Origin of the sequence: Pseudomonas sp. R15(2017), from assembly GCF_002112685.1 — a bacterium.
Classification (GTDB): Bacteria; Pseudomonadota; Gammaproteobacteria; order Pseudomonadales; family Pseudomonadaceae; genus Aquipseudomonas; species Aquipseudomonas glycinae.
The window spans coordinates 1-15,136 of sequence record NZ_NEII01000019.1; the positions used below are offsets into that span (position 1 = coordinate 1).

Below are 15,136 nucleotides of genomic sequence, written 5' to 3' on the forward strand. Positions count from 1 at the left end.
CTTGATTCAGTTGTTAAAGAGCGGTTGGTTAAGATCTTTCGTCTCAACCGAGGCGCGCATTCTACAGCAGCCTCATTTGCTGTCAAGTGATTATTTTCATTTAAATTCAATCACTTGCGTCAGAAGCAACATAACGTTGCTCGCTAACGGGAGGCGAATAATACCGGATTGAAATTCGTGGTCAACCCCCGTTTGAAAATTCTTTTCACCGACAATCAACCAATCACCGTGGCATACACCGACTGGTCAATATTTCCCCCGGACAGAATCACGCCGACCTGTTTCCCCTGCATTTTTCCACGTTCCTGCATCAATGCGGCCAACGCTGAGGCACCCGCGCCTTCTGCGAGGTTGTGGGTATCGGTGTAATAGACACGCATGGCTTGGGCGATCTCGCCTTCGCTGACCGAGACGATCCTCGTCGCCCCTTCCTTATAGATGTCGAACGCCTGCGCAATCGGCTTGCGCACGGCCAGGCCATCGGCAAAGGTGTTCGCCGACGGGGTTTCGCAGATCACGTTCGCTTCAAACGACAACTTGGCAGCCGCGGCCTCTGTCGACACCACCCCCACCACCTCGGTATTCAGTCCTAGCGCGTCGCGAGCGGCGATCACACCACAGATCCCCGATCCGCAACCGATGGGCACGTAAACCGTATCCAGATCCGGCGCAGCACCGAACAACTCCAGCGCATACGTTGCCACCCCCTTTACCAGTTCAACGTGAAACGGCGGCACCAGGAAAAGGTCATGCTCCTGCGCCAGGCGCGCCGCCTCCTCACGAGCCTCGTCAAAATCGCGCCCGCACTCGACCACTTCACCACCAAAGCCACGCATGGCGTTGTTCTTTTCCAGCGAATTGCCCCGCGGCACCACAATCAACGCTTTCAGCCCCGCCGCCCGCGCCGCCAGCGCCAGACTCTGACCGTGATTGCCACGCGTCGCAGAGACAATGCCTTTGACAGCCGGATGTTCACGACGCAGCCAGTGCATAAAGGTAATACCGCCGCGCACCTTGAAGGCGCCGGTGGGCGTATGGTTTTCATGCTTGACCCAAACGGTGCAGCCCAACCGCTCGGCCAGTAACGGCCAACGGTACTGGGCGGTGGCCGGCATCACCTGATAAACCTGACGGGCAGCATTTTCAATATCATCGCGAGTCAATGCGTGCATATAGGTAGCTCCTTGAGTTTTGGCTCAGTCTAGGCACGGACGCATGACGTCGGCTTTCAAAAAACCGACCTGACTTTTGTGCGCTCCCTTCACTACTATGGTGTTCATGAGCCAGCGAAACCGTCGCCATTCCATAGTCATTGATGAGCCGATACGTCGTGTCGAAGCCGGTCCGTGGGCGATCGAGCTGCTGCCCGGCGCTGCCTACTCGGTGCGATACGTGGCGACCCAGTCCGCGATCGGCTTTGCCTTCGACAGCCAGCGCGGCGTGCACGCCATTGGTACTGACCGGATACGCCCCTTCGATGCGATGCCCAATGGCCTGGCGTTTGTTCCGGCTGGATGTGACGTGTTGTCCGAGTCACCCATGGGCGGCGAGTACCTGCGAGTGATACGCACAGACGGCACGGCACTGGCGGGAGACAGTGCGTTCAACAATCGCATCGACCCGCAGGCTATTCACCTCGCGTCGCGAATGCGCAATGCGCTGCTGCAAGCCTCTCTGGATGATGACTGGGAAAGCTGGGCGCTCAACCTGGCTGAACGGGTTGAGGGCCATGAGGCCGCAATGCATCAAGGCTCGATCACCGGCAGCCGAATGCGCCTGCTGGACGAGTTCATCGACGCCGGCCTCGGCAGCCCGCTCAGCGTCCCGGAAATGGCGCAATTGCTGGACTTGTCAGAGGGCTATTTCATGCGCGCCTTCAAGCAGGCGACCGGCAAAAGCCCTCACAGTTACCTGATCGACAGGCGGCTGGCCAAAGCCCGAGCGTCGATGCGCGATACAACGGCCAGCCTCTCGCAGATAGCTCTCGCTTGCGGCTTCAACTCACAGGCGCATATGACCACAGCCTTCAAACAGCGCCTTGGCGTGAGTCCGGCGCAATTGCGCACAGATTCGCGCCATAGCTCTGCTACCGACACACAACATTCTTCTATATAGAAGAAGCGGCCAGAAGCCCGGCACATGCCGGGCTCGTTTTTTACCCAAACCATTTCAGCGAACAACCAGTGGCATTCAAACGCCCTTCTATGGTGTCCTGTTCGACAAGAGCCCGGCACGCTCCCTGCCCGGCTCACGTCATCCAGCATACAACCGATGAGGTCCGTTTCATGAGCAAGGCGCCCTACGCTCCACCCAAGGTCTGGAAACACATCGCTCCGTCCGGCGGCCAGTTCGCCAGCATCAATCGTCCGATTGCCGGGCCGACGCATGAAAAAACATTGCCAATTGGCAAACACCCGCTGCAGCTCTACTCGCTGGCCACACCCAACGGCGTGAAGGTGACTATCCTGCTTGAGGAGCTGCTGGCGCTCGGACACACCGGCGCCGAGTATGACGCCTGGCTGATCCGCATCAACGAGGGCGATCAGTTCTCCAGCGGCTTTGTCGAGATCAACCCCAATTCGAAAATTCCGGCGTTGCTGGATCGCAGCGCAGAACCGGCCATTCGCGTCTTCGAATCCGGCTCGATCCTGCTTTATCTGGCGGAAAAATTTGGCGCCTTCCTGCCTACCGACCTGGCGGGACGCACCGAAACCCTGAACTGGCTGTTCTGGCAGATGGGCTCAGCGCCCTACCTCGGCGGTGGCTTCGGACATTTTTATGCGTATGCGCCGGAGAAACTCGAATACCCGATCAATCGATTCACCATGGAAACCAAGCGGCAGCTGGACGTGCTCGATCGCCGACTGAGCGAAAGCCCTTACCTTGCCGGCAACGACTACACCATCGCCGACATCGCGGTCTGGCCTTGGTACGGGCAATTGGTGCGCAACAATGTCTATTCTGCCGCCGAGTTTCTTTCCGCCCATGAATACACCCATGTGCAGCGCTGGGCGCAAGAGATTGCCGAACGGCCTGCGGTGATTCGTGGCCAGCGCGTCAACCGGACGTGGGGCGATGAAGCGAGCCAGGTTCCGGAGCGGCATCAGGCGAGCGATCTGGATTGAGCTTTGCCTGATACGACGCGACGTCCGGTGCGGGTGTATCGGGCGTTGCGTTCGCTACACCAACAGGTCGGCCCACTGCCCCGGCGTCATCTTCGTCACCATCAGCAGCACGATCACAAACATCCCCAGAAAACCGGCAACACCCATCCAGAACCACTTTCGATACACGCAGCGGTAGTCATCAGCGAGCCCTGCCCCAGTCTCGACTGCGCTTGAAGCCATCACGTACAAACGCTTCTGAAGCACCAAAACCGGCAACCAGAGCGAGCCGACGCACAGGAAAATGATCAAGGACGTCAGTACCCACTCCGTGGTCAAGGTCATTCCGGCAAGCCTGGTCAACCCGTATCCCGTAGCGACCTGAATAAAGCCCGCCGGTGTGGTGATCCAGGCGTCGAACCGTACGACCATTCTCGCCACGTGCGCGATCACCAGAGGGTTGGCTGTACGGCTCGCGGCGATCAGGTAGAGGTACGACCCCATGCCGAATCCGAACAGGAAAACCGCGGCGATGATGTGAATGTATTTGAGGCATAGGTAGAGCACGGTCAGTTCTGCCCGTCAGAGAAATGCATCGACAGGCTCAGATTCTGCGGATCGTTGATGGCCGCCATGTACTCGTCAACGCTGACCTCTCCTACACAAGGACGTGCGCCAGCCTCGGGCTGGTATCCCTGCGCGATTTTCGCGGCCAGGGCAACGGCTGCGCAGCTGGGGATTTCCGGTCCCTTGTCATTCCGGGCGGTGAGCTGCACCGTCATGGCCAGCGGTTTTCCGTCGATACCGAGTCCTGTCACGTCGATATACATTGCGCTTTTGCCATCACCGAATCGCTCGAACCAGGTCCCCCAACGATGAAGCCGCGCGGCCCAGGGAAGATGATCACGAAACGCACCAAACCTGCGGGCCAGCGCGAACAGACCGTTGGCCACACCACCCAGCTTCAGGCCCGCACCCGCTTTGAAACTCAAGGTTTGTGCGCCATAGCGTTTAGCGAAGATATCCATGTCCGGCACGTCGACGTTCGCCATCACCCGAACGCCCAGGTGAGGCATCTTGCGCAACGTCAGGTCCAGCCAGCCTGCCACCTCATGAACCTGGCCATTCCTGAGTTGCCTGATCGGCTTGCCGGCGTAGGCCAGAACACCTTCAACCGTCGACAGGCCCGGCATTTTCGCCGACGAGGAAATACCATGCTTGATCGAATCGATGCGGGAGAAGCGATGCCGCTGTTCATCGATAAGGGCCGATGAAAGTGTCGGCACCGAACTGCAACCGCTGAGAATCGCCACGCCGGCCTGTTTCGCGCGGGCATCGAGGATTCCGATGTCGTTGACGAAAGTTCGGCAGTCGGACAAGTCGCAATAATGCACACCCGCGCCGATGCAGCGCTCGGCAACCGCATAGGATTGCCCTTGAAACGGGCCGCCGGTGTGGATGACCAGTTGAATGTTCATCGATTTCAGAGCTGCGTCAAACCCGTCCCCCATCGCGTTGCCGCACCAACTCTCGCAGACAACGCCCGACCGGGCTTTCAGCTCGTCGACTTTGTGCGCCAATTTCTGCGGGTCGCGGCCTGAGATCACCAACTCGATGTCAGGCATCTCAATCAAATGCCGACTGACAATGCTGCCGAAATTTCCATAACCGCCGACCACTAAAACCCTGAGTGCCACGCAATGCTTCCTTGAAATGGATGACTGATTTCAGTCGGACAGCTTTTACTTACGCGGCCTGCCGACGCATCGTCAGAATCGCAGCCCCAAAAACCGATAAACGTAGTTCCCACCACCCGACTGACCCAGCGGGACAGCGCAGGCCGGGTCAGCACGCCCTTGGCCCGCGAGGCGAGCGCTGCATAAAGCGTCAGCGACGTCACCGACAACGCCATGAAAATCGAGGTGAGGATCAGAAACTGCGGCAGCAATGTCGCGCCCTGATTGATGAACTGAGGAAACAGTGCGGTGAAGAACATTGTTGCCTTGGGATTGGTCACGGCCGTCAGGAACGCTGACTTGTACAGTTTGCTGCGAGTAGGCCGGACCTTTTTCGACTCATCTTCAACGTGCTCCGGGAGCATCGAACCTTTTTTGAACAACTGCCGGATCCCGAGGTAGAACAGATAACCGGCACCGATGATTTTCACCGCGTTGAACAGCATTTCGGAGCTGGCCAGCAAGGCCCCAAGTCCCAGCATCGCGGCAGCCGAGAGGCAGAACAGGCCACTGGCATTGCCGAGGGATGACCAGATTGCACTGCGTTGACCATGGGCCAGGCTGTTGTTGATCGCCATCAGGGTCGCGGGCCCCGGGCTGGCGATCGCAATCGCGGCAACCAGGGTAAAGGCCAGAATCGAGTGAGAATCCATTTTCCATGCTCGTTGGGGTGAGGTGGCGGCATATTACAGGAGCGCGGGAGCCAACGGACCTCCGGCCGCTACGCTTTACTTCTCGGTGTCAGCAGCCCAATGATGGAAACCGGCACCGACCTCGAATAACGACAACGGAGGGTCGTCCAGCGATCATGAACATTCTCTACGACGAACAGGTCGACGGCGTTTTGCCCGACGTCGACAAGACTGCACTTCTGCAGGCCCTGCTGCACCAATGGCCAGACCTGGAAGTGTTGCATCAGCGCGAAGAATTGAAGCCGTATGAATGCGATGGGCTGTCCGCCTATCGCACCACGCCGCTGCTGGTGGTACTGCCACGACATATCGATGAAGTTCAGGGCGTGTTGCGAATCTGCCACGAACGACGTGTGCCGGTGGTGGCCCGGGGCGCCGGGACCGGATTGTCCGGCGGCGCTCTACCGCTGGAAAAAGGTGTGCTGCTGGTGATGGCGCGTTTCAATAACATCCTGCACATCGATCCCGCGGCGCGTACTGCACGGGTTCAACCCGGTGTGCGCAATCTGGCGATCTCCCAGGCCGCGGCGCCGTTCGGGTTGTATTACGCGCCTGATCCTTCCTCGCAAATCGCCTGCTCCATCGGCGGCAATGTGGCGGAAAACGCCGGTGGCGTGCACTGCCTCAAGTACGGACTGACTGTGCACAACCTGCTCAAGGTCGAGATCCTCAGCGTCGATGGCGAACGCCTGACATTGGGATCGGACGCGCTGGATTCCCCCGGTTTCGACCTGCTGGCACTGTTCACCGGCTCCGAAGGCCTGCTCGGGGTGATTACCGAAGTCACGGTCAAGCTCTTGCCCAAACCGCAGACGGCCAAAGTGCTGCTGGCGGCATTCGACTCCGTGGAAAAGGCCGGCCGCGCAGTGGCCGACATCATCGCGGCCGGCATCATCCCCGGCGGCCTGGAAATGATGGATAACCTGGCGATTCGCGCGGCCGAAGACTTCATCCACGCCGGTTATCCGGTGGACGCCGAGGCGATTCTGCTTTGCGAACTCGATGGCGTTGAAGCCGATGTCCACGATGATTGCACGCGGGTCCGGCAAGTACTTGAACACGCCGGCGCCACCGAACTGCGCCAGGCCCGGGACGAAGCCGAACGCGTGCGATTCTGGGCCGGACGCAAGAATGCGTTCCCCGCCGTGGGCCGGTTGTCGCCGGACTATTACTGCATGGACGGCACAATTCCGCGCCGCGAATTGCCCGGTGTACTGCACGCAATTGCGCAGCTTTCAGCCGAATATGGCTTGCGGGTCGCCAATGTATTCCACGCTGGCGACGGCAACATGCACCCACTGATTCTGTTCGACGCCAACCAGCCCGGCGAGCTGGAACGTGCCGAAGCGCTGGGTGGCAAGATCCTCGAACTGTGCGTGAAGGTCGGCGGCAGCATCACTGGCGAACACGGTGTGGGCCGGGAAAAAATCAACCAGATGTGCGCGCAGTTCAACGGTGACGAACTGACCCTGTTTCACGCCGTGAAAGCGGCGTTCGATCCGAGTGGCTTGCTCAATCCCGGCAAAAACATTCCGACCCTGCACCGCTGTGCCGAATTCGGCGCCCTGCACGTACACCACGGGCAGTTGCCCTTCCCCGAACTGGAGCGGTTCTGATGGGCGATACAAAGGATTTCGATGACAGCGCCAATCTGCTCGAACAGGTCAAGCTAGCGCTGGAAAATGCCACGCCGCTGCGCATTCAGGGCGCCAACAGCAAGGCTTTTCTGGGACGCATCGTCGGCGGTGAAATTCTCGACACCCGCGCTCACTGCGGCATCGTCCGCTACGACCCGACCGAACTGGTGATTACCGCGCGCTGCGGCACTCCGTTGGCAGAATTGCTGACGATGCTGGACGCCTCGCAACAGATGCTGGCCTGCGAACCGCCGGCATTCGCCGACGACGCCACCGTGGGCGGCATGATCGCCAGCGGGTTGTCAGGCCCGCGTCGCCCGTGGTCGGGATCGGTGCGCGACTTTGTGCTCGGCACACGGATCATCACCGGTCACGGCAAACACCTGCGCTTTGGTGGCGAAGTCATGAAGAACGTTGCCGGTTATGACCTGTCGCGCCTGATGGCCGGCAGTTACGGATCGCTTGGGGTGATCACCGAAGTCTCGTTAAAGGTGCTGCCCAAACCGCGAGCGTGCCTGAGCCTCAGTCTGGAGATGTCCGGCGAACAGGCGTTGCTGCGTCTGGCCGAATGGGGCCAGCAGCCGTTGCCGATCAGCGCTGCCTGTCACGATGGCCGGCAACTGCACTTGCGTCTGGAGGGCGGCGAAGGCTCAGTGGCGGCCGCCCATGATCGACTTGGCGGCGAGCTGATCGACAGTTCGTTCTGGGCCGATCTCAACGAACAGCGTCTGGGCTTCTTTGATCAAGACCAACCGCTCTGGCGCCTGTCCGTGCCGCTCAACACCCCGCCGCTGAACCTGCCCGGCGAGCAGTGGCTTGACTGGGCCGGTGCGCAACGCTGGCTCAAATCCACGGCAGAAGCGGCGAACATTCGCAAAGTGGTCGGCCACGTCGGCGGCCACGCGACCTGCTACAGCCACGGCCTGATCGATGAACCGTTCCATCCTCTGGCACCCGCCCTGCTGCACTATCACCGCCAACTCAAACGACAACTCGACCCCCGGGGCATTTTCAACCCCGGGCGTCTGTACGCGGAGCTTTGAGCCATGCAGACCAACCTCAGCCCGCAAGCCCGACAACTGCCCCGTGCCGAAGAGGCCGAAAGCATCCTGCGCACGTGCGTGCATTGCGGGTTCTGCAATGCGACCTGCCCGACCTACCAATTGCTCGGCGATGAGCTGGACGGCCCGCGCGGGCGCATCTACTTGATCAAGCAAGTGCTCGAAGGCAACGAAGTCACGGCCAAAACCCAGCAGCATCTGGATCGCTGCCTGTCGTGTCGCAACTGTGAAACCACCTGCCCTTCCGGCGTGGACTATCACAACCTGCTCGACATCGGCCGGGCGGTGGTCGACGACGCCGTTGCGCGGCCGCTCGGGCAGCGTCTGTTGCGTGAAGGTCTTCGACGCGTCGTGCCCAATCCACAGATGTTCAAAGGGCTGATCAAAGCCGGCCGGATGTTCCGGGCGCTACTGCCCCATTCCCTGCAAGACAAACTGCCACGCAACGTGGTGCTGCCTGCCCCACGTCCCGCCATCCGTCATGCGCGACAAGTGCTGATGCTCGAGGGTTGCGTGCAGCCAGGCTTGTCATCCAATACCAATGCCGCAGCAGCCCGAGTGCTGGATCGTCTGGGCATCAGCGTGATTCCTGCCCGCGAGGCGGGTTGTTGCGGCGCGGTGGATTATCACCTCGACGCCCAGGCCAGCGGTCTTGAGCGCGCGCGCCACAACATTGATGCGTGGTGGCCGGCCATCGCACAGGGCGCCGAGGCGATCGTACAGACTGCCAGCGGTTGCGGTGCGTTCATCAAGGATTACGGGCACTTGCTTCGCGCCGATCCGGCTTATGCCGAAAAGGCCAAAGCCGTCAGCGCGCTGGCAAAAGACCTGGTTGAGGTGCTGCGCGAGGAGCCGCTCGAGTCCTTCGGCATCCGCGCCAATCAACGTGTAGCTTTCCATTGCCCGTGCACTTTGCAACATGCACAGAAACTCGGCGGTGCGGTGGAGTCGGTGCTGACCCGCCTGGGCTTCGACCTGACTGCCGTCCCCGACGCTCATCTGTGCTGCGGCTCGGCGGGTACTTACTCGATCACCCAACCGGCGCTGGCCAGGTCACTGCGCGACAACAAACTCGATGCGCTGGAGAGTGGTCATCCCGAGATCATCGCCACCGCCAACATCGGCTGCCAGATCCACCTCGACGGCGCCGGCCGCACGCCCGTCAGGCACTGGATCGAGTTGGTGGACGCGCATTGTCGATGAAAGTCCGAAGTGCCTGCTACCCTTCAAACGGTGGCGCAGACAAGACTGAACATTGCGTCGATCCAAGTGTTCTAGATGCCGTAATCACGGATCAAGGATGAGCGAATGGACTTTTCCACTCATGCGGCCCCGCTCCCCTCGCCTCAACGTAACGCCACCCGACGCCTGGCCTTTGCCGTAGGCGTGCTGTTCATAGCCGGTGTCATCACCGCCGTCGGTGCCCTGTTCAGTATTGCGACGCGGCTCGATGACGACGATGTGAACGACAACCTGTTCTATTCGACCCGAGCCCTGGAAAACCGCATCCTGGCTTCAAAAAACTACATCACCAGTTACGCCTACTGGACAACGGCCTATGAGCACCTGAGCGCTCAGGTCGACACGAACTGGGCCTACGTTGAACAAAACCTCGGCAAAACCCTGTTCACCAGCGATGGCTATGACGGCGTATTTGTCCTGAACCGGGAACAGACCAAATATGCGGTGGTGCGCGGCCAATTGGTCGAAGCAAACATTTCCGGTTTTCTCAAGGCGTCGGCCACTGCACTGGTCGACCAGGTACAGCTGCAGAGCGACCTCACCAAGCCCGTCAGTACCTATTCGTTGTTTGAAGACTGGCCGGCGCTGGTGACGGCGGCGGCCATCATTCCCAATGACGAGCGCCCCACCGAAGAACCCCGTAACACCTCCGTGCTGGTATTCGTCGACAAGCTGACGCCTGCCAAACTGCGGAAGATCGGCAGCGGCTTCGGCCTGAACAACCTGACCCTGGCCCCGGACGAAACCATCGAAGCGGGCCAGCCCCGAGTGCCGCTGGACAGTACCGGTTACAGTCTGGTCGCAGACCTCGAGCGTCCGGGGCAACAGTTGCTGTGGTCATTGCTGCCGACGCTTGGCAGCATTTTGCTCATCCTCATGCTGTTGACCGGCTACTTTTTCCGGCATGCCTTGCGCTCGTCGCAGTACGTGGACAACAGCTTCGAAGCGATGCAGACCTCACACCGCGCAATGCAAGCGGCCAATCAGGCACTTGAGGCCAGTGAAGAACGTTTTCGCGCCGTGGCTGAAGCGGCTTCGGACTGGATCTGGGAAATCGACCGGCACCTGTCTCTCACCTATCTCTCGGCGCGCTTCAGTACTGTGACCGGCTACCCACGTGAACAGTGGCTGGGACAGGACATCATGCAGTTACTGTCCTGCGATACCACGCCGCTGGAGCTATGGCTCAAGAAACTGAACGAAGAGGTCAACGCCAGTGACCTGCGCTGTACCTACCGCGATGAAACAGGACAGCAACGCTATTGCCGGCTGTCCGCCCGGCCGATCGTCGAAAGCCATTCCATCGTCGGGTATCGCGGCACCGCCAGCGACATTACCGATGAAGTGGCGGCCCATGCACAGATCCAGCACCTGTCCATGCACGACGCACTGACGGGGCTGCCCAATCGCAACAAACTGGCGCGCTATCTGGAAGAGGCCCTGCAACTCAAAGAGCATGCCGCACCCCTGTCACTGCTGATGATCGATCTGGACAACTTCAAGCCGATCAATGACTCACTGGGGCATCCGGCCGGTGATGCGGTCCTGCAGGAAGTCGCCAGGCGCCTGCGCGAATGCACGCGTGATCACGACATTGTTGCGCGGCTGGGCGGCGACGAATTCGTCGTCGTACTCAGTGGCATGGACTCGCATCAGGAAATCGACCGGTTCTGCACACGTCTGATCGGCAGCCTGCATGAGCCGGTGATGTTCGAGCATCATCCGTTGCACATCGGTGCCAGCATCGGCATCACCCTGAGCCGGCGCCACGGCTTCGAAGCCGCAGAGCTGATTCGCTGCGCCGACATCGCGCTCTATCAGGCCAAGTCGGAGGGCAAGAACACCTGGTGCTATTTCGAAGCGCACATGAGCGACCAGATTCAGACGCGTCGACAAATGGAAGACGACTTGCGCAAAGCGCTGAAAGACAACGAACTGGTGCTGCACTACCAGCCCCGCTACAAGGTGGACGGCAAGGAAATTGTTTCGGTTGAAGCCCTGGTGCGCTGGCAGCATCCGACGAAAGGGCTGCTCGGTCCCGATCTGTTCATTCCGCTGGCGGAGCAGACGGACCTGATCGTCCCCCTCGGTCGCTGGGTATTGCGCGAAGCCTGCCAGACCGCCCTGACCTGGCCTGCAGAAATCCTCCTGTCGGTGAACCTCTCCCCTGCCCAGTTTGCACTGAGCGATGTCGTCCAGGATGTGCGCGAGGTACTGGTCGAAACCCGCTTTCCGGGCAGTCGTCTGGAACTGGAGATCACTGAAAACGTCATGCTCAACGACACCGACGGTGCATTGACAACCATGAACGCGCTGAAAGAGCTGGGCGTGAGGTTGAACATGGATGACTTCGGCACCGGCTACTCCTCGCTGGGCTACCTGCGCGCCTATCCGTTCGACGGCATCAAGATCGACAAGCGTTTCATTGCTTCGATCAGCACTGGCAGCAATGATCGTGCGGTGGTGCAAGCGATCATCGGTCTGGGCAAGGCGATGGGCCTGAATGTCACGGCCGAAGGCGTCGAGACCGAAGAGCAACTGGCCATTCTCGGCAAGGATCAATGCAACGAAGTGCAGGGTTATTTCATGAGCCGGCCCATCGACAAAATGGCTTTTGCCCGTTTCCTGCAAACTTCAAAACGCTCTGGAGCGGTCAATCATCGCTCGAACACCGCGCGCTCATGAGGACCGGCGCCTGTCCGGCCATTGAATGTTCGGGTTATGAGCTAATAGCCCCTTCATTAATCCGTCGCTCAAACGTTGTACTAGGATAGGATCCAAATTTCCCGATTTGTGGTCGCCGGCCAAGGACATCCGCCGGAGACTCGGGAAAGCGCAATTCCCCCATTGCTACTCATGGATGAAACACATGAACTCACACCTGTTCCCTCACATCGGCAAAGTCATCGCCAGCACTGGCAGCCGGCATTTTCCGCGGATGCTGCACGACCTGATCCTCACCCAACTGGCCGTGGATGCCACACACATCCGGCAGATGCGCGTGGAGCCGGTCGGGCGTGCACAACCGCGCATCGACCCTGAATGCCCCAAAGAGGCGGCACTGACGGCCGAGACGGTGTATTCCGAACTGAGCACCGATCCCGCTAACAGTGACGTGCCCGCCCCCGAACCCTCCACGGTCACCGATGCGTCGCAGTTGCACCTGACCCGGCGCAAGGACGGTTACCGTTATGTGATTTCCGTGTACCGCTGCGGCCCGTCGAAGCGCTTCTCCGCGCGAGAGCGCAGCCTGTTGCAGGACATCTCCCCGGTGCTGCTGCCGATGGTGGAAAAGCATATCCACGCGCTGCAACCGGCGAGTGCGGATCCCGAAGTGCAAGCCGCAGCGACCGAAGCATCGCTTCAAGGCCTGGAGACCCTGCGCTTGCGTTTTTGCGAGCGCGTGCAGCAACTGGGCCTGAGCCTGTCGAACCGAGAGATGGAAGTGTGCGTGGGTCTGCTGGCCGGGCGCACCGCGCCTGAACTGGCCGAGCAATTGCAACTGAAGGTCAACACCGTCGAGAGCTACCTCAAGCGCGCCGCCATCAAACTGGGGATCAGCGGTCGCCATTCGCTGATGCGCTGGATGTATTCACCTGAGGACTGCCCGGCCGCCTGCGATCCTTCCAACGCGGCCTGATCGATCACGCGCCTGTAAAAAAACCGCCGTCCTGCCAGGGACGACGGTTTTTTTCATGTCCGGCCCCTCAGTCCCGCGCCAAGGCCTCGATCGGGTCGAGCCGCGAAGCATTGCGCGCCGGCACGAAGCCGAACACGATGCCGATCAGCGTCGAGCAGAACACCGCTGTCAGCACCGAGCCCAGCGAGAACACCATCTCCCATTCCTTGATGAACAGCGAAAACAAATGGCCGATGGCGTAACTCAACGAAATTCCAATCGCCCCGCCCAGCAGACAGACCATCACCGCCTCCACCAGAAACTGCTGACGGATGTCCGACTGCCGCGCCCCCACCGCCATGCGAATGCCGATTTCCCGGGTACGTTCAGTGACCGACACCAGCATGATGTTCATCACCCCGATGCCGCCCACCACCAGCGAAATCACCGCAATCAGCGACAGCAACAGCGCCAGCGAGCGGCTGGTTTTCTGCACCGTCTGCATCACGCTGTCGAGGTTGTTGGTGAAGAAGTCCTTGGTGCCGTGGCGCTGCAGCATCAGTTTGTTGACGTTGTCTTCCACCACCTTGCTCGGCTGGCCGTCCTTGATCCGCACGCTGATGCTGTCCAGGTAACGCTGGCCCAACAGCCGGCCGGCTGCGGTTTCGTAAGGCACCCAGACATTCAAGGATTTGCTCGACGAGAAGATATTCTTGTTCTCTGCCGCCACGCCAATCACGGTGCACGGCAAATTACCGATCAGGATCACCTGCCCCAGCGGATCGACTCCCTCGCCAAATAACCGTTGGCGAGTGTTGTGATCGATAACCACCACCTGAGCCTGGCGCCGGGCATCGCTTTCGCTGAACGGGATGCCCGACTCCATCTTGATCCCGCGCACCTGGAAGTACAGATCGCTGACGCCGTTGACCTGCGCATCGAGGTCGATATTGCGATAGCGCAGCAGGAGATTGCGCCCGACCACCGGCGTGGCGCTGTCGACGTAGTACAGCTGATTGAGCGCCGCCACATCCGCCGGCACCAGGGTTTCGATGGCCGCCGAGCGACTGTCGCCGAAACTGGTGCCGGAATAGATATCGATGGTGTTGCTGCCGATGGCCTGAATGTCCTTGAGCACATAGCGCTTGGCCCCTTCGCCGATGGCCGAGATCGACACCACCGAGGTAATGCCGATGACGATCCCGAGCATGGTCAGCAGTGTGCGCATGCGATGGGAAATCAGCGCGACCCAGGCCATGTTGAACGCTTCCTTGAACAATCCGAGGCTGGCCACCAGCCGCCGCGCTGCTGTGGATTTGGGGACCGCGCCCTCATTGGTCAGTGCCGTGCTGTCGCGCTCGTTGCGGCGGTCGCTGAGGATTTCGCCGTCGCTGACTTCAATGATGCGCTCGGCGTTGGCCGCGACCTTGGGGTCGTGAGTCACCAGAATCACCGTGTGCCCGGCCGCGTGCAGCTCCAGCAGAATCCGCATCACCTCCTTGCCGCTGGTGGTATCGAGGGCGCCGGTGGGCTCGTCCGCGAGAATCACTTCGCCGCCGTTCATCAAGGCCCGGGCGATACTCACCCGCTGCTGCTGACCGCCCGAGAGTTGGCTTGGGCGATGGGTCAGGTGGCCTTCCAGGCCCAGCCGAGCCAACAATTCACGGGCCCGCGCATGCCGTTGTGGCTCCGGCGTGCCGGCATAGATCGCCGGCATCTCGACGTTGTGCATCGCGCTCAAGTGCGGCAGCAAGTGATAGCGTTGGAAGATGAAGCCGAAATAGTCGCGACGCAGTTCGGCCAGCGCCTGATTGTCCAGATCCCGGGTTTCCCGGCCGTTGATCTTGTAGCTTCCGGCCGTGGCGTAGTCGAGGCAACCGAGAATGTTCATCAGGGTCGATTTGCCGGAGCCCGAGGCACCGATGATCGCGACCATTTCCCCGGCATTGATCGTCAGGTTGATGTTCTTCAGCGCGAGAAATTCGCGATCGCCAGCCGTGAAGCTGCGGCTGATGCCGGTCAGTTGCAGCAGAGGTTCGTTCATG

The 15,136-nt window shown here is 60.3% G+C and carries 11 protein-coding genes and 1 pseudogene; 7 read left to right on the top strand and 5 right to left on the bottom strand.

Features of this window, described 5'->3' with window-relative positions; genetic code table 11:
- Positions 1–215 precede the first annotated feature (215 nt).
- The gene (locus CAF77_RS27590) at positions 216–1,172 is read right to left on the bottom strand and encodes a threonine dehydratase (RefSeq protein ID WP_064382254.1); all 957 of its coding nucleotides are present in this window, start codon (positions 1,170–1,172) and stop codon (positions 216–218) included.
- Positions 1,173–1,269: 97 nt separating this feature from the next.
- On the opposite strand from CAF77_RS27590, the gene CAF77_RS27595 reads away from it, so the two are divergent.
- Both CAF77_RS27595 and yghU read left to right on the top strand, forming a co-directional pair.
- Entirely contained in the window at positions 1,270–2,115 is an 846-nt protein-coding gene (locus tag CAF77_RS27595) for an AraC family transcriptional regulator (RefSeq protein ID WP_064382255.1), read from the top strand.
- A gap of 170 nt (positions 2,116–2,285) precedes the next feature.
- A complete protein-coding gene (gene yghU / locus CAF77_RS27600) occupies positions 2,286–3,125 on the top strand; it encodes a glutathione-dependent disulfide-bond oxidoreductase (protein ID WP_085655739.1) in 840 nt (279 codons plus the stop codon).
- Between the two features lie 54 nt (positions 3,126–3,179).
- Here yghU and CAF77_RS27605 read toward each other — a convergent pair whose 3' ends face one another.
- The 3 genes and pseudogenes from CAF77_RS27605 to CAF77_RS27615 form a co-directional block, all read right to left on the bottom strand.
- The gene (locus CAF77_RS27605; RefSeq protein ID WP_085655740.1) at positions 3,180–3,671 is read right to left on the bottom strand and encodes a DUF2269 domain-containing protein; all 492 of its coding nucleotides are present in this window, start codon (positions 3,669–3,671) and stop codon (positions 3,180–3,182) included.
- Positions 3,672–3,673: 2 nt separating this feature from the next.
- Positions 3,674–4,801: a saccharopine dehydrogenase family protein gene (locus CAF77_RS27610; protein WP_085655741.1), complete on the bottom strand. Its 1,128-nt coding sequence runs from the start codon at positions 4,799–4,801 to the stop codon at positions 3,674–3,676.
- A gap of 49 nt (positions 4,802–4,850) precedes the next feature.
- A pseudogene (locus tag CAF77_RS27615) lies at positions 4,851–5,493 on the bottom strand (LysE family translocator).
- A gap of 155 nt (positions 5,494–5,648) precedes the next feature.
- Here CAF77_RS27615 and glcD point away from each other — a divergent pair.
- The 5 genes from glcD (at position 5,649) to CAF77_RS27640 (ending at position 13,112) form a co-directional block, all read left to right on the top strand.
- Positions 5,649–7,148: a glycolate oxidase subunit GlcD gene (glcD, locus tag CAF77_RS27620; RefSeq protein ID WP_064382260.1), complete on the top strand. Its 1,500-nt coding sequence runs from the start codon at positions 5,649–5,651 to the stop codon at positions 7,146–7,148.
- Positions 7,148–8,212 (top strand): glycolate oxidase subunit GlcE, encoded by a 1,065-nt coding sequence (glcE, locus tag CAF77_RS27625; protein WP_064382261.1) that lies wholly within the window; start codon positions 7,148–7,150, stop codon positions 8,210–8,212. Before glcD ends, glcE begins: the two co-directional genes overlap by 1 nt.
- Before the next feature lie 3 nt (positions 8,213–8,215).
- Positions 8,216–9,433, top strand: a complete 1,218-nt coding sequence (gene glcF / locus CAF77_RS27630; RefSeq protein ID WP_064382262.1) for a glycolate oxidase subunit GlcF — start codon at positions 8,216–8,218, stop codon at positions 9,431–9,433.
- 105 nt (positions 9,434–9,538) lie between these two features.
- Positions 9,539–12,157 (top strand): EAL domain-containing protein, encoded by a 2,619-nt coding sequence (locus CAF77_RS27635; RefSeq protein ID WP_064382263.1) that lies wholly within the window; start codon positions 9,539–9,541, stop codon positions 12,155–12,157.
- A 184-nt stretch (positions 12,158–12,341) separates the two neighbouring features.
- Entirely contained in the window at positions 12,342–13,112 is a 771-nt protein-coding gene (locus tag CAF77_RS27640) for a helix-turn-helix transcriptional regulator (protein ID WP_064382264.1), read from the top strand.
- A 67-nt stretch (positions 13,113–13,179) separates the two neighbouring features.
- On the opposite strand, the gene CAF77_RS27645 is transcribed toward CAF77_RS27640, so the two are convergent.
- Positions 13,180–15,135, bottom strand: a complete 1,956-nt coding sequence (locus tag CAF77_RS27645) for a MacB family efflux pump subunit (protein ID WP_064382265.1) — start codon at positions 15,133–15,135, stop codon at positions 13,180–13,182.
- Between the last annotated feature and the right edge of the window lies 1 nt (position 15,136).

What these genes read in the sequence shown, in the direction of transcription:
- CAF77_RS27590 (WP_064382254.1), bottom strand. Translation starts at nt 1,172, where the DNA reads ATGCACGCATTGACTCGCGATGATATTGAAAATGCTGCCCGTCAGGTT.
- CAF77_RS27595 (WP_064382255.1), top strand. Translation starts at nt 1,270, where the DNA reads ATGGTGTTCATGAGCCAGCGAAACCGTCGCCATTCCATAGTCATTGAT.
- yghU (WP_085655739.1), top strand. Translation starts at nt 2,286, where the DNA reads ATGAGCAAGGCGCCCTACGCTCCACCCAAGGTCTGGAAACACATCGCT.
- glcD (WP_064382260.1), top strand. Translation starts at nt 5,649, where the DNA reads ATGAACATTCTCTACGACGAACAGGTCGACGGCGTTTTGCCCGACGTC.
- glcE (WP_064382261.1), top strand. Translation starts at nt 7,148, where the DNA reads ATGGGCGATACAAAGGATTTCGATGACAGCGCCAATCTGCTCGAACAG.
- glcF (WP_064382262.1), top strand. Translation starts at nt 8,216, where the DNA reads ATGCAGACCAACCTCAGCCCGCAAGCCCGACAACTGCCCCGTGCCGAA.
- CAF77_RS27635 (WP_064382263.1), top strand. Translation starts at nt 9,539, where the DNA reads ATGGACTTTTCCACTCATGCGGCCCCGCTCCCCTCGCCTCAACGTAAC.
- CAF77_RS27640 (WP_064382264.1), top strand. Translation starts at nt 12,342, where the DNA reads ATGAACTCACACCTGTTCCCTCACATCGGCAAAGTCATCGCCAGCACT.
- CAF77_RS27645 (WP_064382265.1), bottom strand. Translation starts at nt 15,135, where the DNA reads ATGAACGAACCTCTGCTGCAACTGACCGGCATCAGCCGCAGCTTCACG.